The 22,741-nt window shown below is 64.2% G+C and carries 14 protein-coding genes and 2 pseudogenes; 11 read left to right on the forward strand and 5 right to left on the reverse strand.

Annotated elements, in window-relative coordinates:
* Positions 1 to 73: 73 nt before the first annotated feature.
* On the reverse strand, positions 74 to 1,396 hold the full coding sequence (locus tag HY852_RS01545; protein ID WP_291602018.1) for an ActS/PrrB/RegB family redox-sensitive histidine kinase: 1,323 nt from the start codon (positions 1,394 to 1,396) through the stop codon (positions 74 to 76).
* A 180-nt stretch (positions 1,397 to 1,576) separates the two neighbouring features.
* Between HY852_RS01545 and HY852_RS01550 the strand changes: the two genes are divergently transcribed.
* From HY852_RS01550 to HY852_RS01565, 4 genes are all read left to right on the forward strand, one after another.
* Positions 1,577 to 2,371 (forward strand): ABC transporter ATP-binding protein, encoded by a 795-nt coding sequence (locus HY852_RS01550; RefSeq protein WP_291602020.1) that lies wholly within the window; start codon positions 1,577 to 1,579, stop codon positions 2,369 to 2,371.
* Positions 2,368 to 3,186, forward strand: a complete 819-nt coding sequence (locus HY852_RS01555; protein ID WP_291602022.1) for an ABC transporter permease — start codon at positions 2,368 to 2,370, stop codon at positions 3,184 to 3,186. Before HY852_RS01550 ends, HY852_RS01555 begins: the two co-directional genes overlap by 4 nt.
* 125 nt (positions 3,187 to 3,311) lie before the next feature.
* Positions 3,312 to 4,682: a polyhydroxyalkanoate depolymerase gene (locus tag HY852_RS01560; protein ID WP_291602024.1), complete on the forward strand. Its 1,371-nt coding sequence runs from the start codon at positions 3,312 to 3,314 to the stop codon at positions 4,680 to 4,682.
* A 219-nt stretch (positions 4,683 to 4,901) separates the two neighbouring features.
* Complete coding sequence (locus HY852_RS01565) at positions 4,902 to 5,741, forward strand: M48 family metallopeptidase (RefSeq protein ID WP_291602123.1); 840 nt, start codon at positions 4,902 to 4,904, stop codon at positions 5,739 to 5,741.
* 162 nt (positions 5,742 to 5,903) lie between these two features.
* Here HY852_RS01565 and HY852_RS01570 read toward each other — a convergent pair whose 3' ends face one another.
* Positions 5,904 to 8,090, reverse strand: a complete 2,187-nt coding sequence (locus HY852_RS01570; protein WP_291602025.1) for a transglycosylase domain-containing protein — start codon at positions 8,088 to 8,090, stop codon at positions 5,904 to 5,906.
* Positions 8,091 to 8,265: 175 nt separating this feature from the next.
* On the opposite strand from HY852_RS01570, the gene HY852_RS01575 reads away from it, so the two are divergent.
* Entirely contained in the window at positions 8,266 to 8,691 is a 426-nt protein-coding gene (locus tag HY852_RS01575) for a DUF1330 domain-containing protein (RefSeq protein ID WP_291602027.1), read from the forward strand.
* A 128-nt stretch (positions 8,692 to 8,819) separates the two neighbouring features.
* Here HY852_RS01575 and HY852_RS01580 read toward each other — a convergent pair.
* Positions 8,820 to 10,046: pseudogene (locus tag HY852_RS01580) on the reverse strand (ABC transporter substrate-binding protein).
* A 269-nt stretch (positions 10,047 to 10,315) separates the two neighbouring features.
* On the opposite strand from HY852_RS01580, the gene HY852_RS01585 reads away from it, so the two are divergent.
* Positions 10,316 to 10,909, forward strand: a complete 594-nt coding sequence (locus HY852_RS01585; protein ID WP_291602029.1) for a methylated-DNA--[protein]-cysteine S-methyltransferase — start codon at positions 10,316 to 10,318, stop codon at positions 10,907 to 10,909.
* A gap of 10 nt (positions 10,910 to 10,919) precedes the next feature.
* On the opposite strand, the gene HY852_RS01590 is transcribed toward HY852_RS01585, so the two are convergent.
* Positions 10,920 to 13,706: a [protein-PII] uridylyltransferase gene (locus HY852_RS01590; protein WP_291602030.1), complete on the reverse strand. Its 2,787-nt coding sequence runs from the start codon at positions 13,704 to 13,706 to the stop codon at positions 10,920 to 10,922.
* Between the two features lie 256 nt (positions 13,707 to 13,962).
* Between HY852_RS01590 and HY852_RS01595 the strand changes: the two genes are divergently transcribed.
* A complete protein-coding gene (locus HY852_RS01595; RefSeq protein WP_291602031.1) occupies positions 13,963 to 14,472 on the forward strand; it encodes an OsmC family protein in 510 nt (169 codons plus the stop codon).
* A 39-nt stretch (positions 14,473 to 14,511) separates the two neighbouring features.
* Positions 14,512 to 15,306, forward strand: a complete 795-nt coding sequence (locus HY852_RS01600; protein ID WP_291602032.1) for a hypothetical protein — start codon at positions 14,512 to 14,514, stop codon at positions 15,304 to 15,306.
* 11 nt (positions 15,307 to 15,317) lie between these two features.
* On the opposite strand, the gene mutS is transcribed toward HY852_RS01600, so the two are convergent.
* The gene (mutS, locus tag HY852_RS01605; protein WP_291602035.1) at positions 15,318 to 18,047 is read right to left on the reverse strand and encodes a DNA mismatch repair protein MutS; all 2,730 of its coding nucleotides are present in this window, start codon (positions 18,045 to 18,047) and stop codon (positions 15,318 to 15,320) included.
* Positions 18,048 to 18,257: 210 nt separating this feature from the next.
* Here mutS and pcaF point away from each other — a divergent pair.
* The 3 genes and pseudogenes from pcaF (at position 18,258) to HY852_RS01620 (ending at position 22,670) form a co-directional block, all read left to right on the forward strand.
* Positions 18,258 to 19,465 (forward strand): annotated as a pseudogene (gene pcaF / locus HY852_RS01610) (3-oxoadipyl-CoA thiolase).
* A gap of 120 nt (positions 19,466 to 19,585) precedes the next feature.
* The gene (locus HY852_RS01615) at positions 19,586 to 20,479 is read left to right on the forward strand and encodes a dioxygenase (RefSeq protein WP_291602036.1); all 894 of its coding nucleotides are present in this window, start codon (positions 19,586 to 19,588) and stop codon (positions 20,477 to 20,479) included.
* Positions 20,480 to 20,672: 193 nt separating this feature from the next.
* A complete protein-coding gene (locus HY852_RS01620; RefSeq protein WP_291602038.1) occupies positions 20,673 to 22,670 on the forward strand; it encodes a methyl-accepting chemotaxis protein in 1,998 nt (665 codons plus the stop codon).
* The last annotated feature ends 71 nt before the right edge of the window (positions 22,671 to 22,741 follow it).

The raw sequence follows: 22,741 nt of genomic DNA on the forward strand, positions 1-22,741 counted from the left end.
ATGGCGCTGCAGTGTGCGCCTGCCAAGGCCGCCGATATTTGATCGAAGCGCAGGTGCGGCGCAAGGTCGCAGCTTAAGAAGTTGATTCGACGCCGGTTTCGGCGGCCTCGAACAGCCGCCGCGGCCAGGCAATCTGCACCACCGCACCGTGATCCGGAAATATTCGATTGGTAAACGACACGCGGGCCCCGGTTCGCTCCAGAAGCGTGCGCGCAATGAACACGCCGAGCCCAAGGCCTTGCCTTTCGGTTGGCGCATCGTCCGGACCGCGCCGCCGCGACAGATAGGGCTCGCCGATCCGCTTCAGGATGTCCGGTGCGATGCCCGGTCCGTCGTCGGAGATCACGATTTCGACCGTATCATTATTCCACCAGGCGTTCACCTCGACCGTGGTGCGGGCAAAATCCACCGCGTTTTCCAGGATATTGCCGACGCCATACAGGATGGCGGGGTTGCGCGAGCCAATCGGTTCGGGAGCGGCGGTGACCGCGATCCGCACCTTGAGTGCCACACCGAAATCGCGGTGCGGGGCGACCGTCTCCTCGATCAGCTCCGACAGCTTCATGCGGTCGAATGGGGCGCCGGTCGACGAGAGCTGGGTGATCTTGCCCAGAATGTCGCGGCAGCGTTGCGCCTGCTCGCGCAACGTCTTGAGATCGGACGCAAGCGGCCCGTCCTTGACCGTTTTTTCCAGCTCGCGCGAGATCAGAAAGATGGTCGACAACGGCGTGCCGAGTTCGTGCGCCGCCGCTGCGGCCAGCCCGTCGAGCTGGGTCAGATGCTGCTCGCGTGTCAGCACGAGTTCGGTCGCCGCAAGCGCATCGGACAGCTTGCGGGCCTCTTCCGTCACCTGGAACGAATAAAGGCCCGTGACGCCGATCGCGAGCACGATCGACAGCCAGATTCCGAGCAGATAAATCGGCGGCAGCGCCAGGGGGTCGTCGGGATCCCAGGGCAGCGGCAGGTGAAAGAAGAAAAGGATGGAGGCACAGGCCACCGCCAGCAAGCCGAGCCCGACGGTCAGCCGCACCGGTACCGCCGTTGCGCCGATCAGGACCGGCGCGAGAAACAGGAACGAGAACGGATTCTGCAAACCGCCGGTCAGGAACAGGAGCCCGGCGAGCTCGACGATATTGAGCGCGAGCAGGCCCGCCGCATACGCCGGCTCCAGCCGTTCCATCGGGTTCACCGTGATCTGCAGCACCAGGTTGAGCATCGCCGAGCCGGCGACAATGCTGATGCAGGGCACCACGGGAACGTCGAACTGCAGCCCCTCCGTGACGATAAATATGGCCGCAAGTTGGCCCAGCACCGCGAGCCAGCGCAGGCGCAGGATGGTATCGAGCCGCACATGGCGCCGCGGATGGCGAAAATCGGAAGCTGCAACGTCGGTCATCGTGGGGAGTTTAGAGCATGATCCGGAAAAGTGGGTACCGGTTTTCTACGCGACAAACGCAAGGCGTTTGCGCGGGTCATGTTCAATCAGAAACCTGGACGCGATCGCGATCCGACCCGATCTCATCGCGCTCCCAGAGGCTTGCGCTTGCCGCCGCAATGGCCGAAGAACGGGCTTGAAATGATGGATGCAGACCAGGCCTCACAGCACGGGATCGTGGCGGATCGGGTCCAGTCCGCCGCGATCGAAGTCGAGCATCTGGTCAAGGTCTACAAGAAGACCCGCGCTGTGGACGACATCTCGTTCTCGATCGGGCGCGGCAGCATCGCGGGCCTGCTCGGCGGCAACGGCGCCGGCAAGACCACGACCATCGCCATGATCATGGGGCTGGTGCTGCCGACATCGGGGCGGGTATCCGTGCTCGGCCACCCCATGCCTGAGGACAGTGCCGAAGTGCTCGGGCGGATGAATTTCGAGAGCCCCTATGTCGACATGCCGATGCGGCTCACGGTGCGGCAGAACCTCACCATCTTCGGCAAGCTCTATGCGGTGAAGGACCTGCGCGAACGTATCGCCCGGCTTGCCGGCGATCTCGACCTCCATGAATTCCTCGACCGGCCCAACGGCAAGCTCTCGGCCGGGCAAAAGACCCGCGTTGCGCTCGCAAAGGCGCTGATCAACCAGCCCGAGCTGCTGCTGCTCGACGAGCCGACGGCTTCGCTCGACCCCGACACCGCCGACTGGGTACGCGGACACCTGGAGAACTACCGCAAGATCCATAGCGCGACCATCCTTCTGGCATCCCACAACATGCTCGAGGTCGAACGGCTCTGCGACCGCGTCATCATCATGAAGCGCGGCCGCATCGAGGATGACGACAATCCGCAAGCCATCATGACGCGCTACAAGCGGGCAACGCTCGAAGAGGTGTTTCTCGACGTCGCGCGCGGTCGGGCGCAGGAGGCGGCGCGATGAACGAACTCGCCTTGCACAGGGGCCTTTCGGCGCAGCGCATCGGGGCGATGATCCTCCGTTACTGGTACCTGTTGCTCTCGTCATGGCCGCGGCTTCTGGAACTCATTTATTGGCCGGCGCTGCAGATCATCACCTGGGGCTTCCTGCAGGTCTACATCGCGGAGAACGCCGGGTTCTTCGCCCGCGCCGGCGGCACCCTGATCGGTGCCGTCATTCTCTGGGACATCCTGTTCCGAGGCCAGCTCGGTTTCTCGATCTCCTTCCTGGAGGAGATGTGGGCGCGCAACCTCGGCAACCTGATGATGAGCCCTCTTAAGCCAATCGAGTTCCTGCTCGCGCTGATGATCATGAGCCTGATCCGGCTCGCAATCGGCATCGTGCCAATGACGCTGTTGGCGCTGTTCTTTTTTCACTTCAATTTCTACAGCCTCGGGCTGCCGCTGATCGCGTTCTTCTGCAACCTGATCTTCACGAGCTGGGCAGTCGGCATTTTCGTTTCGGGACTGGTGCTGCGTAATGGTCTTGGCGCCGAAAGCATCGTCTGGACGATGATGTTCGCGCTGATGCCACTCGCCTGCATCTATTATCCCGTGACCGTGCTGCCGCACTGGTTGCAATACGTCGCCTGGGCGCTGCCGCCGACGTACGTCTTCGAGGGCATGCGGTCACTGCTGATCGAACAGGTCTTCCGGACCGACCTGATGCTGCATGCCCTTGCCATCAACGCCGGCCTGCTCGTCGCATCCTTTGGGGCGTTTCTTGCGTTATTGCGCAGCGCCAAACGGAACGGCTCGCTGCTCGCCGCCGGTGAATAAGTCCTCGACCCCGTGTATTTAGGGGGTTTCCGCTATCCGGGTACCCTATATATATATTCCTAGCGGTGCATTGACGCACTATTGCGCCTTCGGCACTATGTTGCGATGCGAGAGGATGAACCATAATGCCGATTGGTGAGTTTGGCGGCGCACCGCCTCTGGCGGCTGAAGGCAGTCCGGCCCTAACGACGCCGATGTACTGGATGTACGAGATGGCGCATGCGTCGCTCAATCCAGCGCGCGCCGTGACGGACGCCGCGAAAATCCTGTTCCAGAACCCCTTGAATCCTTGGTCGCACACCGAGCTTGGCAAGTCCGTGGCCGCTGCCTGCGAATTGTTCGAGCGCACCACCCGCCGTTACGGCAAGCCCGAATGGGGCATCGAGGATACCGAGGTCAACGGTATCCACGTTCCCGTCGAAATCCGCTCCGTGTGGGAGAAGCCGTTCTGTCGACTCCTTTATTTCGACCGCAAGTTCACCCGGCCGCTGCGCGTGCCGCAGCCGCGCGTCCTGATCGTGGCGCCGATGTCGGGCCATTACGCGACGCTGCTCCGAGGCACGGTGGAGGCTTTCCTCCCGGGCCACGAGGTTTACATCACCGATTGGGCCGATGCCCGCATGGTGCCCTTGAGCGAGGGGCGTTTCGATCTCGACGATTACATCGACTACGTCATCGAAATGCTGCACGCGCTTGGCGGTAACGTGCATGTCATGGCGGTGTGCCAGCCGTCGGTGCCGGTGGTCGCGGCCGTGTCGATCATGGAAGCGCGACGCGATCCCTTCGTCCCGCTGTCAATGACTTTGATGGGCGGCCCGATCGATACCCGCCGCAACCCGACTGCAGTCAACAAGCTTGCCGAGGAGCGCGGCATCGACTGGTTCCGCAGCCACGTCATCACCAAGGTGCCGTTCCCGCATCCGGGCATGATGCGCGACGTCTATCCGGGATTCCTGCAGCTTAACGGCTTCCTCAGCATGAATCTCGACCGCCACATGGACGCCCACAAGCAGCTGTTCGCGAATCTGGTGAAGGGTGACGGCGACCTCGTCGACAAGCACCGCGACTTCTACGACGAATATCTTGCGGTGATGGACCTGACCGCTGAATACTATCTTCAGACGGTGGATACCGTATTCGTCAAGCACGCGCTGCCCAAGGGCAGGATGAGGCATCGCGGCGCACTCGTCGATCCGTCCAAGGTTACGCGCGTGGCGCTAATGACGGTGGAAGGCGAGAACGACGACATTTCCGGACTGGGCCAGACCGAAGCGACGCATGGCCTATGCACCGCGATTCCCGATCATCGCCGTGTGCACTACGTGCAAAAGGGCGTCGGACATTACGGTGTGTTCAACGGCTCGCGTTTCAAATCGGAAATTGTGCCGCGCATCCACGATTTCATGGTTTCGGCGGCGACCCCCAAGACGTCTGCCAAGGCATCTGCCAACGCATCGACACATCCAACCGCCTCCTTGGCGGCTGCGGCTGAATAAATCGCGCTGATTTCATCGCATATTGAAGACGGTCCGGCCCAAATGGCGTCCGGGTGAACGTCGGCTGAAGTCGTGAACGATGATTCGGGCTCCCACGAAGTAATGAATCTTTCCTCGTTGCTTGAGGCGGTCGGATGGGTCCACCCTCCGTCGAAATTTTCCCTTTCGACCCCATTTTGTAGCGGTTCGGCAACCTCAAAGCCCCTGTATATTGGGCAAATGATTTGTTTTTGCGCCGAGCGCTTTCCCTGGCGGCGGTTGTGGCAGAATCCGGGCGAACTCCTGCTCCCCGGACTGACTGACATGGCCACTCGCGCGCTCCTTTATCGGCGGCCTCACGAACCTTCGACCCTCGTCATCAAACATGGCTCGCAATTTTTCGCGATAAGGCTGCGTCGGCACCGTCGCGCGCGCCGTTACACGCTGCGTATTCATCCGAGCGATCGTGACGCGATCCTCACCATGCCCCCGCGCGGTACGTTGGCGGAGGCGCGGGACTTTGCGCAACGCCATGGTGGCTGGATCGCAGCGCGTCTTGGTCGATTGCCGAAGGCAGCGCCGTTCCAACCGGGTACCCTGGTGCCATTGCGTGGAGTGCCGCACCGGATTGTCCATCGCGCTGGCGAGCGCGGCACGGTGTGGACGGAAGTGCGCGACAGCGGCGAGCGCATTCTTTGTGTTGCTGGTCGCGTCGAGCACATAGACCGCCGCGTCCACGACTATCTCAAGCGCGAGGCGCGTCACGACCTGCAACGATCCGCGCAGGCTTATGCCGCCGAACTCGGCGTGAGGGTCAAGCGGTTGTCCATCCGTGACCAGTCGAGCCGCTGGGGCTCGTGCACCTCGGCGGGATCGCTGTCGTTCTCATGGCGGCTGATCCTCGCGCCGCCCTTTGTGCTGGATTATCTCGCCGCGCACGAAGTCGCGCATCTCATCGAGATGAACCATTCACCACGGTTCTGGCGCGTGGTCGGCAAGGCTTGTCCGTCCGTCGAACGCGCCAAGAAGTGGCTCGACACCTGCGGGAACGATCTGCATCGCTACGGAATCGACGATTAGGCATTCCATTGGCTTTTGACCGTCATCGCCCGCGAAAGCGGGCGATCCCTGTTCCGGGGTTTCAGAGCTGACCTGGGGAAGTGCAGCGTACCGCGTTGACCGCTTTCGCCGGCAATGACGTGCTCATGACGCACCATCAGCGCGCCATCCGGCAAGCGGCGCCTACCTGTTCCGCCCGAACAGCCGATCCATGAACCAGCCATCCAGGCCGGCCGCTGCCTCGGGCCGCACCGCGGCGCGGGTCGGAGCCGGCCGATAGCCGCCGTTTGTCAAGGGCGCGGTGGGCGCACTCACTTGCGAGGCTGCCTGCGCGAGATTGCCGAAGAAACCGCCATGTGAGTTCGGCAGTGGAGCGGGCGGCACGCCCTCGTGGGCGGAGCGCATGAAGCGGGTCCACACCTCCACCGGCAGGCCGCCTCCGGTCGCCTTCCTGGTCGGCGAATTGTCGTCGTTGCCAAGCCAGACGCCGGTGACCAGATTGGCGGTGTAGCCGATGAACCAGGCATCGCGAAAATCCTGGCTGGTGCCGGTCTTGCCGGCCGCGGTCCAACCCGGAATGTCAGCTTTCTTCGCCGTCCCCGAGATCATCGTCTGCTGCATCATCGTGTTCATCATCGCGATATGGCGCGGCTCTATCACTTGGCCGAGCTGGTCCGGCTGACGCGCATAAAGCAGCTTGCCTTCCAGCGTGCGGATCCTGGTCACGACGTGCGGCGACACGCCAAGCCCGCCATTGGCGAACGGCGCATAGGCGCCGACGAGCTCGACCACGGAGACTTCGGACGTGCCGAGCGCGATCGAGGCGTTGGGCTCGAGCCTGGAGGAGATGCCGAGCCGGTGCGCGGTGCGCACTACGTTCTTCGGCCCTACCTCGAGCCCAAGCCGTACCGCGACCGTGTTGAGGGACATGGCGAGCGCCTGGGTCAACGTGACGGCGCCGAAATATTCGTGGGTGTAGTTCTCGGGCTTCCAGCCCTTGATCTCGAGCGGAGCGTCCTGGCGAATGGTATCCGGCGTCAGCCCGGCTTCGACCGCGGTCAGATAGACGAACGGCTTGAAGGCGGAGCCGGGTTGGCGCTTGGCCGTCACCGCGCGGTTGTACTGGCTTTCTGCGTAATTGCGGCCGCCGACCATGGCGCGCACGGCGCCGTCGGGCGACATCGCCACCAGCGCACCTTGGGTGACATTGAACTTCACGCTTTTGGCCGCAAGCTCGTCGATAATGGCGGCCTCCGCCACGCTTTGCAGCTTCGGAGCGATGGTGGTTTCCACCACGATGCTCTGATCGATCTGGCCGACAAGATCGTCGAGCACTTCGCCGATCCAGTCTGCCACATAGTTGACGGTTCCGGCGCCGGCGGGTTTGACTTTGATGGCGGGATGGCCGATCGAGGCTTGGGCCTGCGCTTCGGTGATGAACCTGGCATCGGCCATCGCCGCGAGCACGACCTGGGCGCGTTGCTCGGCGCCGTCTGGATTACGGTTCGGCGCCAGGCGCGAGGGCGATTTGACGAGCCCGGCCAGCATGGCGGCTTCGGAGAGGGTGACGTTCCTGGCCGACTTGCCGAAATAGCGCTGGGCTGCCGCCTCCACGCCATAGGCACCCGAACCAAAATAGACCCGGTTGAGGTAGAGCTCGAGGATTTCGTTTTTGGTGTGCTTGCGCTCCAGCCACAGCGCGAGCTCCGCTTCCTGCAGCTTGCGCCGTAGCGTGCGCTCCTGGGTCAGGAACAGGTTTTTCGCGAGCTGCTGGGTCAGCGTCGAGCCGCCTTGCGACACCCCGCGATGCAGGAGGTTCGCAACGGCTGCGCGCGCAACACCGACCGGGTCGATGCCGTAATGGGAATAGAACCTGCGGTCCTCGATTGCGATAAAGGCCTTGGGCAGATAGGGCGGCAACTCCTTCAGCGCGACGTTGGCGCCCGCCATTTCACCGCGCTGGGCCAGTATGCTGCCATCGGCGCCGACGATCTGGATGGTCGGTGGCCGTTTCGGGATTTCGAGCGACTGGATCGGCGGCAGATGGGCGCCCACCCAGACCACGATGCCGACGATGGCGATCACGCCCCACAGGCCGACTACCGCGCCCCAATAGAACAGGCGGCCGATGCTGAACCGTCCGCGCGATTTCGTCCGCCGCTTGGTGCCGCTGCGGCCCGCCGGAGGCTTGCGCTCCTGCGGCGGCTCGTCGTCCGCGTCCTCGCTCTTGCGCTTGGCCGATGATTTCCTCGGCTTGTCTTCGGGGTCTGGAATCCTGTCCGCCGGCGAAAGACGCAGGTCGGCAAGCGCGGCGGGCAGCCCGAACAGCGGTTCCTTGCGCCCGCGGCTTTTCCTTTTCCCCCACGCCATTCCAACGCACTCGCGGCCACACCCGGCCGCACGCTAGCGGTAGCGATTTAAGGCCCCGTTACGCAAAGCTTAACGCGGCATTAGGAGGTGCGGCGGCGCGGCCGATGCAGCGCCGAAAGGTTCCATGTCGCCGATCCCGGGGCTAGAATCGGCGTAGCAAGAGAAGGGAAACCGTATGGGCCATATCGATCCGACCAAGGAAGTCTTCGCACAGTTTCGGGCCAACGACCGTGAAGGTCCAATTCACATGCTCAACCTGGTGCGCCTGCGCAAGGAGGCGGCCTATCCCGACGGACGCAAGGCCACCGGCGCTGAGGCTTACGCGGCTTATGGCCGGGAGAGCGGACCGGTATTCGAGCGGCTTGGCGGCCGCATCGTCTGGCAGGGAAAGTTCGAACTGATGTTGATCGGCCCGCAGGAGGAACGTTGGGACCTCTGCTTCATCGCCGAATATCCCAGCGTTGCCGCATTCGTTGATATGATCCGCGATCCCGTCTACCGGGAGGCGGTGAAACACCGCCAGGCTGCGGTGGAAGATTCCCGCCTGATCCGCCATGCCGTGCTGCCGGTCGGCAAGAATTTCGGCGAGGTGCCGGCGTAGGTTCTCGGCGCGAGATCTCGTCATGCCCGGGCTTCGTCCCGGACATCCACCTTGCAAGAGCGGAAGAACGTGTGGATGGCCGGGACAAGCCCGGCCAGGACGTTACCCCTGAGCGTCGGAGCGCTTCTCTAACCCCCAGGTCCGGTGTCCGCGATGATCGGGCCGAACAGCTCCCAGCGCTCGCCGTTGAATTTCATCATCTGCATCTGTTTGTTGACGCGGAAGTCGTTCGGCCCCGTGTTGATCTTGATGCCGGGCAGCGCGAGGCTCGGGGTGTAGTCCTTGATGTTGGCGACCTGCTTCATGATGTTCTCACGCGTCAGGTCGTCGCCGCACTGGCGCAGCACCTGCACCAGGAGCTCAGCCACCGAGTAAGCGTAGGTGTTGACCGTGTTGAGCTTGTCTCCTTCCGGGAAATATTTGTCCATGAAGGCGAAATAGGCCTTCACGCCCGGATCGTCCTTCCACTGCGGATCGCCGGGGTCCTTGCCGTAATTGGTCGAGATGATGCCTTTGGAGATGTCGAGGCCGGCGGGCTTCAGCGTCGCTGACACCGGGCTCGCATTGATGTCGAGGATGTGCACCGGCGTCCAGCCGAGGTCGGCAAGCTTCTTGATGGCCTGGGCGGCGAATTTCGGCGTCGAAGCATCATAGAACAGGTCGACGCCAAGCGACTTCAGCTTGACGACCTGGGAGTCGACAGTTGGATCGGCAACCTCGTAGGACACCTCGCCGACGATCATGTTTGCCGCCTTGTCGCCGAGTCCGCTCTTCAACCCCGCGACATAGTCACGCCCCATGTCGTCATTCTGATAGAGAATGCCGATCTTGGCGTTGGGATGATTTGCGAGAATGTATTTTGCTTAGATCCGACCCTCGGACACGTAGTTGGGATTGTAGGCGATCGTCCATGGAAAGTTCTGTGGATCGTTGAAGCGGGCAGCGCCGGTCGAGGACAGGAGTTGCGGCACTTTCTTGGCATTGAGATATTTCTGTACGGCGGCATTGGCCGCTGTCCCGATGAGTTGGAAGGTGAAGAGGACTTCATCGCCTTCGACGAGCTTGCGCACCTGCTCGACCGTCTTCGGCGGCGAATAGGCGTCGTCATACTGGATCAGGTTGAGCTTGCGGCCTTTGATGCCGCCCTGATCGTTGATCATCTTCATGTACGCGGCTTGCGTCTTGCCGATGTTGGCATAAACGGAATAGGGCCCCGAGAACGGCACGGTCTGACCGAACTTGATCTCGGTGTCGCTCGCGCCGGGATCGTATTTCTTCTGCGCAAGCGCCGGCGATACCGAGAGCGCAATGGCAAGCGCAGCACCGACGGCCAGATGAAGAATTCCCTTTTTCATGTGGTTCGTTTCTCCCTTGTTGAATTCTGATTATTTTGTCGACGGTCCTGTTCCGTGATCGGCACGGCCGCCTCAGGATTGTGGAGGAAGGGTTGTTGTGGCGCAAGGACGGCCATCGCACCGCGCGCGTTACGCCAGCCGAACCATGACCAGCGCGGCGAGGACACAGGCAGTCCAGATCAAGTCGCGGGACTGCCTGTCGGGATTCGGGTGGGTGGCAGTCCGCCAGCGTGGCACATCAGACGGTCGTCTGTTTAAATGGCTGCAACATGCCCGCTCGATCAGCCGAATTTTCTGCAACATTCGGTCTTGATCGGCTGAAGACGCCGATCGGGATCGCCTTGCTCGTTACGGATGCCGATGGCGTCCTGCGCGCGCTCGACTGGGAGGACCATGAGCACCGGATGCGCGAGCTCCTGCGCCTGCATTATGGCACCGTCGTCCTTAACGAGGCGGATGCTCCGGCGCAGATTCGAGCTGCGCTGTCGGACTATTTTGAGGGCGACCTCGATCGACTGAAGACGATCAAATGGCGCGTCGCTGGTACGCCCTTTCAGCGCAAGGTCTGGACCGCGCTTGCGCAGATCCCGGCGGGCACGACGTTGAGTTATGGCGCGATGGCCGCGCGGCTCGACACGCCGAAAGCAGTCCGCGCGGTCGGCCATGCCAATGGCGCGAATCCGATCAGCGTCGTCGTGCCCTGTCATCGGCTGATCGGCGCCGACGGCTCGCTGGTCAAATATGGTGGCGGACTTGCACGCAAGCGCTGGCTGTTGAAGCATGAGGGCGTGGCAATCTTAGCCGGACCGTCCATTCGTCATTCCGGGGCGCGCGCAGCGCGAGCCCGGAATGACGATGTATGATAGGCGCGCCTCACGCCGCCGGCACTACAACCTTGTCGCCCGAAAGCAGACGGAGCAGCGCACTCTTGATCGCGGCCTGCCGGGTCGGGGCCATGATCTGCGCGCCGAGGAGGTCGGTGACATAGAACACGTCGCGGGCGCGCTCGCCGAAAGTCGCGACATGGGCCGAGGTGATGTTGAGGTTGAGCTTCGAGATCGCCGTCGTCAATTCGTACAGCAGGCCGGGGCGGTCCAGTCCCGACACCTCGATCACGGTGTAGCGGTCGGACCACTGGTTGTTGATGATGACTTCCGGTTCGATCACGAACGGCCGCGCCTTGCTGCGCACCGCGCGCCGGGCCACGACTTCCGGCAGCCGCAGCTTGCCTTCCAGCACTTCCTCGATCATCTCGCCGATGCGGGTCGCGCGCCGGCCCTCGTCCTCGTCACGGTCGTATTCGCGGGAGATCGAGATCGTGTCGAGCGCGCGGCCGTCGGTCGTGGTGTAGATCTGCGCGTCGACGATATTGGCGCCGGCGGAGGCGCAGGCGCCGGCGATGATCGACAGCAGCCACGGATGGTCGGCGGCGAAAATCGTCAGCTCGGTGACGCCGCGCGCCTCGTCGAAGCCGACATTTACCGCGAGCTTGTGGCCGGCCTGTTCGCTGGCGCGCACGAAGCGGGCGTGACGGATCTTGCGCGGCAATTCGACCTTGAGCCAATACGCCGGGTAATGGCGGGCGATGTAGGCGTCGAGTTCCTCCTTCGGCCATTCGGTGAAGGCGGCGCGGAATTCGGCCTGGGCCACCGCCAGGCGCTGCGCGCGGTTGACCTCGGAGAAGCCGCCGGTCAGCACCGGCTCGGTCTCGTAGTAGAGCGAGCGCAGGAGCTGGGCCTTCCAGCCGTTCCACACGCCGGGGCCGACGCCGCGGATGTCGGCGGTGGTCAGAATGGTGAGCAGCTTCATCTGCTCGACCGATTGCACGACCGAGGCGAAATTCTCGATGGTCTTGCGATCGGAAAGGTCGCGCGATTGCGCCACCGTCGACATGGTCAGGTGTTCTTCGATCAGCCATGCGACGAGATCGGTGTCGGCGGTGGAAAATCCGAGCCGCGGGCACAGGCGCCTCGCCACCTTGGCGCCCCCGTCCGAGTGATCCTCGGGCCGTCCCTTGGCGACGTCATGGAGCAGCGTCGCGGCATAGATCACAGGCCGGTGCTCGGGCCGGATCTTGCGGATCAGGTCGCTGGCCAGCGCAAATTCCTCGCTGCCGCCGCGCTCGATCTCCTGCAGGAAGCCGATGCAGCGGATCAAATGCTCGTCCACCGTATAGTGGTGGTACATGTTGAACTGCATCATCGAGACGATCTTGCCGAACGCGCTGACGAAGTGACCGAGCACGCCGGTCTCGTTCATGCGCCGCAGCACGGTTTCCGCATCGTTCGAGGTCAGGATCTCCATGAACAGGCGGTTGGCTTCCGGATCGTCGCGAAGCTCGGTGTTGATGAGCCGCAGGGAGCGCGTCACCGTCCGCATCGCGTCGGGATGGAAGGCGAGATTGTTCTTCTGGGCCAGCCGGAAGATCCGGATCAGGTTGACCGGATCGTGCTTGAACACCTCGGGGCCGGCGAGATTGATGCGGTTGTTGTCGACGATGAAATCGTCGCTTTCGGGCAGGCGCCGCTTGACCGTGCCCGGGCGCAGCCGGGCCATCATGCGGCTCAGCACCGGCGCCGGCTTGGCTTGCTGGTCTTCCAGTTTCGCGCACAGGATGGCCGTAAGGTTGCCGACCTCCTTCGCCACCAGGAAATAGTGCTTCATGAAGCGCTCGACGTCCTGCATGCCGGGATGCGAGGTGTAGCCGAGGCGGACCGCGATTTCGCGCTGCAGGTCGAACGACAGTCGTTCTTCGGCGCGGCCGCTGTGGAAGTGCAGGTTGCAGCGGACCGACCACAGGAAGTCGGCGCAGCGGCGGAAGGTGCGGTATTCCTGTGCATCGAACACGCCGCGATCGAGCAACTCGTCGGTGTCGCGCACGCGGTAGACGTACTTAGCGATCCAGAACAGCGTGTGCAGGTCGCGCAGGCCGCCCTTGCCGTCCTTGACATTGGGCTCGACCAGATAGCGCGATTGTCCGGCGCGCCGATGCCGCTCCTCGCGCTCCGCGAGTTTGGCGGTGACGAATTCGGCCGCGGTGCCCTGCACCACGTCCTTGTCGAAGCGCGCCACCAGCTCGTCGTAAAGCGGCCGGTCGCCGGTCAGAAACCGCGTCTCCAGGATCGCGGTGCGGATCGTCATGTCGCCGCGCGCCTGCCGGATCGATTCGTCCACCGAGCGCGTGGCATGGCCGACCTTCAGGCCCATGTCCCAAAGGCAATAAAGGATGGCTTCGGCGACCTGCTCGCCCCAGGCGGTCTGCTTGTAGGGCAGGATGAACAACAGATCGATGTCCGACTCCGGTGCCATCAGGCCGCGGCCGTAGCCGCCGGTCGCTACCACCGCCATGCGCTCGGCGCCCGAGGGGATGTGCGCGGGATAGAGATGGCGGATGGCCATCGAAAACAGGATCCGGATGATCTCGTCCTGCACGAAGCACAGCCGTTCGGCGCAACGCCTTCCGTGACGGTCCTTGAGCAGGATCGCCTGGGCGGTCGCGCGCGCGGCAACCAGTTCGGCCTTGAGCAGTTGCGCCACGGCGGTGCGGAACACGTCCTCGCGGCCCGCATGCTTTTCGGCGAGCGCGTCCACCGCTGCGGTCACTCGCGCGGTATCGAAGCGCTCATCGGTTTCGGGGGGTGGCGTCGCTACAGTATCCATGACTCAACCCGATATAAGAGGCAGAGAGCGGTGTCACGGCCATTGTGGCTGAATCCAGTGTCACCGCTGCTTCACGGCTTCGGCATGGCTCCGCGAAAGGGATCTTTCGGTCTGCCCGAGTGCTATCTAATTCTTTGAATTGGAAGCGATTTTCGGCGATGCGGCCGTGCCTGAGACCCGCCTCTCGGCCTCGCGCTGCTGACATCGGTTCAAGGGCCATTTATACGAAAGAGCATACAAACGTGGGAGAACGACCATGGACGTCGCCCAGCTGCGGGCCCTGCAGGCGCCGATCAAGGAACGCTACAAGGCCGACCCCAAGGCCGCGCTGATCACGCTGAAGGCCAGGGGCTCGATCGACAACGAAAACATTGCCTGCAAGCTGGAGACCGGACGCGCGCTGGGGCTTGCGGGATTGCATCCGGGCGCCGGCGGCTCCGGCCTCGAACTCTGTTCGGGCGACATGCTGCTCGAGGCGCTGGTCGCCTGTGCCGGCGTGACGCTGAAGTCCGTCGCTACGGCGATCGAGGTGCCGCTCAGGAGCGGCCTGGTGTTCGCCGAGGGTGATCTCGATTTTCGCGGCACGCTCGGCATCGACAAGGAAGCGCCGGTCGGCTTTGCCGAGATCCGCCTGGGGTTCGAGGTCGACACCGACGCGCCGCAGGACAAGCTCGACCTGCTGCTGAAACTCACCGAGCGCTTCTGCGTGGTCTATCAGACCATCAGAAGCGGGCCGAAGGTGTCGGTGTCGATGCAGCGCGTGTGATTGCGCACCTTCCCACGCGGGGAGGGTGAGAAAAGCCGAATGTCCCTCGATCTTTCGTTCTTCCTGCTGCTCGCGCTACGCATGGCGATCGTGGCGGCGTTCGTGGTCTCTGCTTCCTTCATCACCGAGCGATCGGGGCCTGTGATCGGCGCATTGGTGGCGACGCTGCCGGTCTCGGCCGGGCCATCGTACGTGTTTCTTGCGCTCGACCACGACGCCGCCTTCATCGCGGAAGGCGCGCTCGCGAGCCTGCCGATCAATGCGGCGACCATTTTTCTGGGGCTTACCTATGTGGTGCTGGCGCAGCGCCATAGCCTTATTGTGAGCTGTGCGGCCGCCATCGCCGTCTGGGTCGCGCTCGCCTCGATCGTGCGTCTGTTCCACTGGTCGCTGCCAGCCGGCATTTTCGCCAACGTCGCGACCTTTGCGATCTGCGTGCCGCTCTTGCAGCGTTATCGTCATGCCAAGATGCCGCTGATCACGCGCCGCTGGTACGACGTCCCGCTGCGGGCCTCGCTGGTTGCGACCCTGGTCGCTATCGTCGTCACCACTTCAAGCTGGGTAGGTCCGGCCGTCAGCGGGATCATTGCGCTCTATCCGATCGTTTTCACCAGCATGATGCTGATTCTGCACCCGCGCATCGGCGGTCCGGCGACCGCGGCAGTCCTCGCCAACGGCGCGTGGGGTCTGATGGGTTTCGGCGTCGCGATTGCCGTGTTGCACGTCACGGCGCTTCGGTTCGGCTCTGCGCTCGGCTTGAGCCTTGCGCTCTTGACCTGCGTCGGCTGGAATCTGGCGCTGTGGTGGAACGGACGGCGGCGCTTCCGAATATAGAGCCTGGGGGCTCACTGTTTCGGTAGCTTTGCCTTCAGCGTATAGAGCGCCTCCAGCGCCTCGCGCGGGGTCATCTCATCCGGATGCAGTTCCTTGACCGCTTGCACCAGTTGTTCCGCCTCGCTCGGCGGCGCAGCTTCCGCGGCGGCGCGCGAGGGTACGGCAAACAGCGGCAGATCGTCCGCCAGCGCACGCGCGGTGTGGCCGCGATCCTGCGCCTCCAGCTTCGCCAGCACTGACTTGGCCCGCGCGATCACCGCCGGCGGCAGGCCGGCCAGCTTCGCCACCTGGATGCCGTAGGAGCGGTCGGCCGAGCCCGGCAGTACTTCGTGCAGGAACACGACCTCGCCCTGCCACTCCTTGACGCGCACGGTGGCGTTGAACATCCGCGGCAGCCTGGCCGAGAGCGCGGTGAGCTCGTGATAATGGGTGGCGAACAGCGCGCGACAGCGGTTGCTCTCGTGCAGGTGCTCGATCGCGGCCCAGGCGATTGAAAGCCCGTCGAAGGTGGCCGTGCCGCGGCCGATCTCGTCGAGAATGACCAGGGAGCGCTCGCCGGCCTGGTTGAGGATCGCGGCGGTCTCGACCATCTCGACCATGAAGGTGGAACGGCCGCGTGCGAGATCGTCGGCCGCGCCGACGCGCGAGAACAGGCGGTCGACGATGCCGATGCGGGCGCGCGAGGCCGGCACAAAGCTGCCGATCTGCGCCATCAGCGCGATCAGCGCATTCTGGCGCAGGAAGGTCGATTTGCCGGCCATGTTGGGCCCGGTCAGCAACCAGATCTGCCCGGACTTCTGGCCCGGTGCTGGCGACAGGTCGCAGGCATTGGCGATGAACGGCTCGCCGTTGCGCTTCAGGGCCTGTTCGACCACCGGGTGGCGGCCGGCCTCGACGGCAAAGCTCAAGGACGAGTCGACCTCGGGCCGGACATAGTTCTCGTCGACCGCAAGCCTGGCCAGCGAAGTGGCGACATCGAGCAGCGAAAAAGCGTGGGCTGCTGCGCGCAGATCGTCGCTGATCGCAATCGCCTTGGCGCAGAGCTTGTCGAAGATCTCAAGCTCGAGGTTGAGCGCGCGCTCGCCGGCATTGGCGATCTTGGCTTCGGTCTCGCCCAGCTCTGCCGTGGTGAAGCGCACCTGCCCCGCCAGCGTCTGGCGATGGATGAAGATTGCATTGAGCGGCGGCGACATCAGCTTGTCGCCATGCTGCGCGGTGACTTCGACGAAATAGCCGAGCACGTTGTTGTGACGGATCTTCAGGCCCTTGACGCCGCTGTCCTCGGCGTAGCGCGCCTGCATCGCGGCCACGACCAGGCGCGAGGCATCGCGCAGGTTGCGCGCTTCGTCGAGCGCGGCCTCATAGCTTTCGCGCACGAAACCGCCGTCGCGCTTGATCAGCGGTAGTTGTTCGGCGAGCGCGCGCGAGAATTCGTCCGCCAGCTCACGCGAGGGCCGGCGTAGCGCGGACATTACGATGGCAATCTCCTGGGGCGGCTGCTCGAGCTCGGCGAGGCGCGCCAGCGCCTGGTCGGCGGCAAGGATGCCGTCGCGCAGGCCCGCGAGGTCGCGCGGACCGCCGCGGCCGACCGAGAGCCGCGCCAGCGCCCGCGACATATCAGGCGCACCGCGCAGGATGCTGCGGATATCTTCGCGGGCGGCCGGGTCGGTGACAAAGGTGCTGACGGCATCAAGCCGCCGCGCGATCGCGGCTGGATCGGTCAGGGGTGCCGCCAGCCGCTGCGCCAACAGGCGCGATCCCGCCGAGGTGACGGTGCAGTCGATCGCATCGAGCAGCGAGCTGCGACGCTCGCCGGACAACGTGCGCGTCAGTTCGAGATTGGCGCGCGTGGCCGGATCGATGGCCATGGTGGTACCGGACGCTTCGCGCGCCGGCGGCGACAGGGGCGGGCGCTTTCCGACCTGGGTGCGGTCGATATAGGTGATCGCCGCGGCGGCCGCGGTCGCTTCCAGGCGCGACAGCGGGGCGAGGCCGTCCATGGTCGCGACCGCGAAGTAGTCGCACAGCCGCTTCTCGGCGGTGGCGCCGTCGAAGACGTCGCGGGTGAGGGGCGTCACGGCCGGCAGTTCGCGCAAGGCGGGGGCGAGCTCCGAATCGCCGTAAAGCGCATCGCTCACGATCGCTTCATTGGGGTTGATACGTGCCAGCGTCGCCGCAAGCTCGGAGCCTGCGCATTCCGTCACCATGAATTCGGCCGTCGAGATGTCGATCCATGCGAGTCCGAAACGATCGCCGCCGGCCGAACTGCGGGCGCGCGCGATCGCGAGCAGATAATTGTTGGCCCGCGCATCGAGCAGGGTGTCTTCGGTGAGCGTGCCGGGCGTCACCACCCGGATCACGCCGCGTCGCACCACGCTCTTGGCTCCGCGGGCGCGCGCCGCCGCCGGATCCTCCATCTGCTCGCAGACCGCAACGCGAAAACCCTGTGCGATCAGGCGATGTAGGTAATCGTCCGAGCGCTCCACCGGCACGCCGCACATGGGAATGTCGGCGCCCTGGTGCTTGCCGCGCTTGGTCAGCATGATGCCGAGCGCCTTCGAGGCGATCTCGGCATCCTCGAAGAACAGCTCGTAGAAATCGCCCATGCGGTAGAACAGGAGCAGGCCGGGATGGGACGCCTTGATCTCCAGGTACTGTTCCATCATCGGCGTAACGCGCGCCGGCGTCTCAATAGCTGGCACGGTATCGGCGGGCGAGGGCATGGACGGCTGGATGGTCATGGGTGGCGCAAACTAGCCAAATTTCTCCTCGCGGTCCTATCGTTCTGGCCGTGCATGGCGGGGTTTTCCACGCTGTCCGCGCCCAATGCCCCGTCGCGCCCAGCATGCCCATGTGCAAATCCGTCAATTGACCAGCCGCGGGCCCACACCTAAAACTCGGCTGAGTGCGAGAAATTCGGCGGAAATGCGGGCCGATCGAGGGAGGAAACGATGCGTGATGTATTTGTGTGTGATGCTGTCCGGACCCCGATCGGCCGTTTCGGCGGATCTCTCGCCAAGGTGCGCACCGACGACCTCGCAGCAAGCCCCATCAAGGCGCTGATGGCAAAACATCCCAAGCTCGACTGGTCGCAGGTGGACGAGGTGTTTTTCGGCTGCGCCAACCAGGCCGGCGAGGACAATCGCAACGTCGCGACATGGCGCTTCTGCTTGCCGGCATGCCGGATTCGGTTCCCGGCCAGACCCTCAATCGCCTCTGCGCGTCCGGCCTTGACGCCGTGGGTGCCGCGGGGCGCGCCATCCGGGCCGGCGATATCGATTTCGCCATTGCCGGCGGCGTCGAATCGATGACGCGGGCGCCCTTCGTGATGGGCAAGGCACAGGAAGCATTTTCGCGCTCGGCCGAGATCTTCGACACCACGATCGGCTGGCGCTTCATCAATCCGCTGCTCAAGGCCCAATATGGCGTCGACTCGATGCCGGAGACCGGTGAGAACGTGGCGGAAGAGTTCCAGGTTTCGCGCGCCGATCAGGATGCCTTCGCCATCCGTTCGCAGCAGCGCGCCGGACAGGCGATTGCGGCCGGGTATTTCGCCGAAGAGATCACGCCGGTCTCGGTGCCCGGCGGCAAGGCCGGTCCGATCGTCGTGGACAAGGACGAGCATCCGCGTCCCGAGACCACGCTGGAGGGTCTTGGCAAGCTCAAGCCGATCGTGCGCAATCCCGGCACCGTGACCGCCGGCAATGCCTCGGGCGTCAACGACGGTGCAGCCGCCATGATCCTCGCGTCCGAAGCCGCGGTGAAGAAGCACGGCTTGACCCCGCGCGCCCGCATCCTCGGCCTTGCCTCGGCCGCCGTGCCACCGCGCATCATGGGCATCGGCCCGGTGCCGGCGACGCGCAAGCTGATGGAGCGTCTCGGCCGGAAGATCACCGATTTCGACCTGATCGAACTGAATGAGGCATTCGCCTCGCAGGGCATCGCCTGCCTGCGCCAGCTCGGCGTTGCCGACGATGCCGATTTCGTCAATCCGCATGGCGGGGCCATTGCGCTCGGCCATCCGCTCGGCATGAGCGGAGCGCGCCTTGCGCTTACCGCCGTGCACGGCATGGAGAAGCGTGGCGGCAAGCTTGCGCTCGCCACCATGTGCGTCGGCGTCGGCCAGGGCGTTGCGGTCGCGATCGAGAAGCTGAACTGAGCGTTCGACCCTCTGAGGAGCGCGAAGCGCGTCTCGAAGGGTGAGGCCCCACTTTGGCCTCATGGTTTCGAGACGCGCCTACGGCGCTCCTCACCATGAGGATCGCATGGGAGCCCCCGCATGATCATCGAGCGTGAGCAGGACGTCACAGTCGCGGCCCTCGCCGTGATGGAGCGGACGTCCGACCCGCGGCTGCGCCAGATCATGGTTTCACTTGTGAGCCACCTGCATGACTTCATCCGCGACGTCCGCCTGACCGAAGCGGAATTTCGTGAGGCCACCGCGATCCTGGCCGAAATGGGCCGGCTGACGACCGACACTCACAACGAAGTCGTGCTGATGGCGGGCTCGCTTGGCGTCTCCTCCCTCGTTTGCCTCCTCAACAATGGCGACCAGGGCAATGTCGAGACAGACCAGTCGCTGCTCGGCCCGTTCTGGCGCCTGAACTCGCCGCGGGTCGAGAACGGCGGTTCGATCGTGCGCTCGAACACGCCGGGCGCTCCGCTGTTCGTCAGCGGCCGCGTGGTCGACAGAGACGGTCGTCCGGTCGCGGGCGCGGAGGTCGACGTCTGGCATGCCTCGCCGGTCGGGCTCTACGAAAACCAGGATCCGGAGCAGGCCGAGATGAACCTGCGCGGCAAGTTCACGACCGACTCCGACGGCCGCTTCTCCTTTCGCTCGGTGATGATGGTCGGCTACCCGGTTCCGACCGACGGTGTCGTCGGCCGTCTCCTGAAAGCACAGGGCCGCCATCCCTACCGGCCGGCGCATTTGCATACGCTGATCTTCAAGCCGGGATTCAAGGTGCTGATTTCGCAGGTTTACGATCCCGCCGACCCGCATCTCGACAGCGATGTCCAGTTCGGGGTGACAAAGCCGCTGATCGCCGATTTCGTGCGCCATGACGCTCCGCATCCGACGGAGGCCGGGGTCGGAGCACCCTGGCACTCGCTCGATCACGTCTGGCATCTGGAAACGGGCGAGGCCGTACTGCCGCGTGCGCCGATTAAATGAGCAGCCAATCGGCTGCCTCCCTGAGCGCTGGCTTGCTCGTAAATCTACTGATGGGCAGGCTACGCACTGCGCAGATCGAAGCCGCGATGGTCTGTATCTGACTGCCTTTGCCGAATTCCGACAGGCCCATTTAGCGTCTGTTGACTACTAGGCAGTAATCTGGGGGATCGATGCTCCTCGGTGCGGATCGCCCATGAAATTGCGTCTTTCCATTTCCTCAGCAATCATTGCGTTCGGCCTGCTTCTGGTGATCGGCTTTACCGCCGTCGTCTCGACCGGGGTCTATGCTCTGCGCGAGCTCAAGGTCGGCGGGCCGCTCTATTCCGAGATCAAGCTCGGCAACGATCTGGTGGCCGATATCCTGCCGCCTCCGGCCTACGTCCTGGAAGCCTATCTCGAGGCGACGCTCGCCTTGCGCGAACCTGACAAGCTGACCGCCCATGGCGACCGCCTGGTCCAGCTGCGCAAGGATTACGAGGATCGCAAGGCGTACTGGAGCGCGTCCGCGCTCGCGCCGGAGCTGAAGACCACGCTGGTCACCAAATCCGATGCCGAGGTGCAGAAGTTCTGGACGCTGGTCGCGGATCAACTCCTGCCGGCCTTGACACGCAAGGATGCCGCCGCGGCCGAGCGCGCCTATGCCCAGCTTAAGGAGGTCTACGCCGCCCATCGCGCGATCATCGACCAGATCGTCGAACGCGCGACCAGGCAGAATTCCGATGTCGAGAAGCTGGCTGCCGGGCGCGACAACACGATTTCCTACATCGTCTGGAGCGTTTCGGCCGTGGTGCTCGCGCTTATCGTCGCCGGCATCATGGGCTTGATGTTCGGGGTGGTTCGTCCGATCGTCCGGATGACAGGCGCGATGCAGAAACTTGCGAAGGGCGATCTCGCCTCCGACGTTCCCTTTGCCGACCGGCATGACGAGATCGGCTCGATGGCCGGCGCCATGACCGTTTTCAAGCAGGCCGCGGTCGAAAACGCGCGCATGCGCGAGGAGCAGCAGCGCGGCGAGATAGCAGCCGCGGCGGCCAAGCGCCAGGCTCTGCTCGGCATGGCCGACACCGTCGAACGCGAGACCGGGGCCTCGGTGGAAATGGCGGCGAGCGCCGCACAGGAGGTCGAGCACGTGGCTTCGAGTCTCTCCGACATCGCCCACGCGCTGTCGGCGGAGTCGCAGGCCGTCACCACGGCCTCGCAGCAAGCGCTGTCCAATTCGCAGACCGTCTCCGCTGCGGCGGAAGAGCTGACGGCCTCGATCCGCGAGATCGCGACCCAGGTCGAGCGGGCGAGCACAGTGACGAAATCGGCCGTGGCCGATCGGGAGCAGGCGCGGTCTACCATCCAGGCGCTGTCGGATTCGGTGCGGAAGATCGCGGAGGTCAGCGACCTCATCGGCGGCATCGCGGGTCAGACAAACCTGTTGGCGTTGAACGCGACGATCGAGGCGGCGCGCGCCGGCGAAGCCGGTCGTGGTTTCGCCGTGGTCGCCGCCGAGGTCAAGTCGCTCTCAAACCAGACCGCGAAATCGACCGACGAGATCGCGCGCCTGATCGCGGAGATTCAGAGCTCGACGCAAGCTGCCGTGAACGCCGTGGAGGAGATGGGCGGCCGGATCACCGAAATCGATGGCGTTGCGACGTCAGTTGCAGCCGCGATGGAAGAACAGGACGCCGCCACGCGCGAGATCGCGCGTTCAATCTCCGAATCGGCCGCGGCCGCCCAGGAGGTCTCCACCAAGATCGCCCATGTGAGCCGGGACGCCAATTCCGTCAATGAACGCGCCGCCGAAGTCCGCAGGGCCATCGCCAGTGTGTCCTCGAATCTCGCGTCGTTGAAGTCGACGCTGGTTCGCACCGTGCGCGGCTCGACCACGGAAGTCGATCGCCGCCACGACCAGCGCTACCCCATCGACGTCAAGGTCACGGTGACCGATCCTGCGCATGCGGTACGCGAGGGGACCCTGTCCGATATCTCCGTGGGCGGAGCCTGGCTGAACTGCAAGCCCGAGATACCGGTCGGCGCCAGCGGCTCGTTCCGGATCCAGAGCTTTGCAACGGCGCTGCCCTTCCGCGTGCGGGGCCAGGGTGCGGACGCGATGCATGTCGCTTTCGAGCTCGACGACCAACAGAAGGAAGCGCTCTCGGCCTGGATCGCCCGGAATTTCGGTGGCCGCACCGCGGCGGCATGATCGAGCGCGACGAACACGAAGGCAAACTCGAGCGTGCGGGGCACTTCTTACCTCGCCACACTCACCCCAAC

Source organism: Bradyrhizobium sp., from assembly GCF_016213215.1.
In the GTDB taxonomy this organism is placed as follows: Bacteria; Pseudomonadota; Alphaproteobacteria; order Rhizobiales; family Xanthobacteraceae; genus Bradyrhizobium.

What these genes read in the sequence shown, in the direction of transcription:
- HY852_RS01565 (WP_291602123.1), top strand. Translation starts at nt 4,902, where the DNA reads ATGATTTGTTTTTGCGCCGAGCGCTTTCCCTGGCGGCGGTTGTGGCAG.
- HY852_RS01575 (WP_291602027.1), top strand. Translation starts at nt 8,266, where the DNA reads ATGGGCCATATCGATCCGACCAAGGAAGTCTTCGCACAGTTTCGGGCC.
- HY852_RS01615 (WP_291602036.1), top strand. Translation starts at nt 19,586, where the DNA reads ATGATCATCGAGCGTGAGCAGGACGTCACAGTCGCGGCCCTCGCCGTG.
- HY852_RS01595 (WP_291602031.1), top strand. Translation starts at nt 13,963, where the DNA reads ATGGACGTCGCCCAGCTGCGGGCCCTGCAGGCGCCGATCAAGGAACGC.
- mutS (WP_291602035.1), bottom strand. Translation starts at nt 18,047, where the DNA reads ATGACCATCCAGCCGTCCATGCCCTCGCCCGCCGATACCGTGCCAGCT.
- HY852_RS01590 (WP_291602030.1), bottom strand. Translation starts at nt 13,706, where the DNA reads ATGGATACTGTAGCGACGCCACCCCCCGAAACCGATGAGCGCTTCGAT.
- HY852_RS01620 (WP_291602038.1), top strand. Translation starts at nt 20,673, where the DNA reads ATGAAATTGCGTCTTTCCATTTCCTCAGCAATCATTGCGTTCGGCCTG.
- HY852_RS01555 (WP_291602022.1), top strand. Translation starts at nt 2,368, where the DNA reads ATGAACGAACTCGCCTTGCACAGGGGCCTTTCGGCGCAGCGCATCGGG.
- HY852_RS01570 (WP_291602025.1), bottom strand. Translation starts at nt 8,090, where the DNA reads ATGGCGTGGGGGAAAAGGAAAAGCCGCGGGCGCAAGGAACCGCTGTTC.
- HY852_RS01545 (WP_291602018.1), bottom strand. Translation starts at nt 1,396, where the DNA reads ATGACCGACGTTGCAGCTTCCGATTTTCGCCATCCGCGGCGCCATGTG.
- HY852_RS01560 (WP_291602024.1), top strand. Translation starts at nt 3,312, where the DNA reads ATGCCGATTGGTGAGTTTGGCGGCGCACCGCCTCTGGCGGCTGAAGGC.
- HY852_RS01550 (WP_291602020.1), top strand. Translation starts at nt 1,577, where the DNA reads ATGATGGATGCAGACCAGGCCTCACAGCACGGGATCGTGGCGGATCGG.
- HY852_RS01585 (WP_291602029.1), top strand. Translation starts at nt 10,316, where the DNA reads ATGCCCGCTCGATCAGCCGAATTTTCTGCAACATTCGGTCTTGATCGG.
- HY852_RS01600 (WP_291602032.1), top strand. Translation starts at nt 14,512, where the DNA reads ATGTCCCTCGATCTTTCGTTCTTCCTGCTGCTCGCGCTACGCATGGCG.